The sequence below is a fragment of the Nitratidesulfovibrio liaohensis genome, from assembly GCF_011682075.1.
In the GTDB taxonomy this organism is placed as follows: Bacteria; Desulfobacterota; Desulfovibrionia; order Desulfovibrionales; family Desulfovibrionaceae; genus Cupidesulfovibrio; species Cupidesulfovibrio liaohensis.
This window is the reverse complement of the sequence record NZ_VSMK01000643.1, coordinates 1-967: the sequence shown is the minus strand read 5'-3', so window position 1 is coordinate 967 and position 967 is coordinate 1. Positions and strand designations below refer to the sequence as shown.

Here is a 967-nt window from a genome sequence, read left to right as displayed (position 1 = left end):
CGGCTGCGCCTGCGGGGGCAGGTAGCGCCCATGACCGCGCCGCATCCCTTTGAAATTTTCATGCGCGAGGCCATCGCCCTTGCCCGGCGGGGTCGCTGGCGCGCAGCGCCCAACCCCACGGTGGGCGCGGTGTTGGTGCGCGACGGCCATGTGGTGGCGCGCGGCTATCACACGGCCTGCGGCATGCCCCATGCCGAGGTGGAATGCCTGCGCGACGCGGCGGCAGGCGGCGTAAACCCGGCAGCCTGCACCCTGGTGGTCACGCTGGAGCCGTGCAACCACCACGGCAAGACGCCCCCCTGCTCGCAGGCCGTGCTGGCTGCGGGCATCCGTCACGTGGTGGTGGGCATGGCCGACCCCAACCCGGTGGCCAGGGGCGGCGCGGAATTTTTGCGCCAGCACGGCGTGCATGTTGAAATGGGCGTGTGCGAGCAGGACTGCCGCGACCTGGTGGCCGACTTCGTCACCTGGAAAAAGACGGACCTGCCCTACGTCATCCTGAAGCTGGCCAGCACGCTGGACGGGCGCATCGCCACCCGCACGGGCCATTCGCAGTGGATAAGCTGCGCGGCTTCGCGCCGCCGGGTGCATGCCATCCGCGCGGGCGCGGGCCATGCCGGGGGGGCGGTGCTGGTGGGCGGTGGAACCCTGTTCGCCGACAACCCGCTGCTTACCCCCCGCTGCGGCAATTTTTCGGATGCTTTTCCCGTCGCCCCCCAAGGGGGGTGCCCCAACGTTGACGATGCAGCCGCCCCGCGCCGCCAGCCTTTGGCCGTGGCCGTCACCTCGCGCATGGACGAGGTGGCCGCGCGGGCTGGCGACCTTGTTCTGCTGCAACAGCGGGCGGCGGACGCCATTTTCTGGACCACCGAGGCCGCTGCGGCATCCCCGGCAGCGGACACGGTACGCGCCACCGGCGCACGGGTGTGGGGCCTGCCGGACCTGAGCGGCACGGAGAGCACGGACG

Annotated in this window: 1 protein-coding gene; it reads left to right on the top strand. The window is 71.5% G+C overall.

Translation table 11 applies throughout. The annotated features are described in order from the left end of the window. Nucleotides 1–30 precede the first annotated feature (30 nt). Nucleotides 31–967, top strand: a 937-nt coding sequence (gene ribD / locus FVW27_RS17045) for a bifunctional diaminohydroxyphosphoribosylaminopyrimidine deaminase/5-amino-6-(5-phosphoribosylamino)uracil reductase RibD (protein ID WP_167127440.1), incomplete at its 3' end; no start/stop codon positions are given.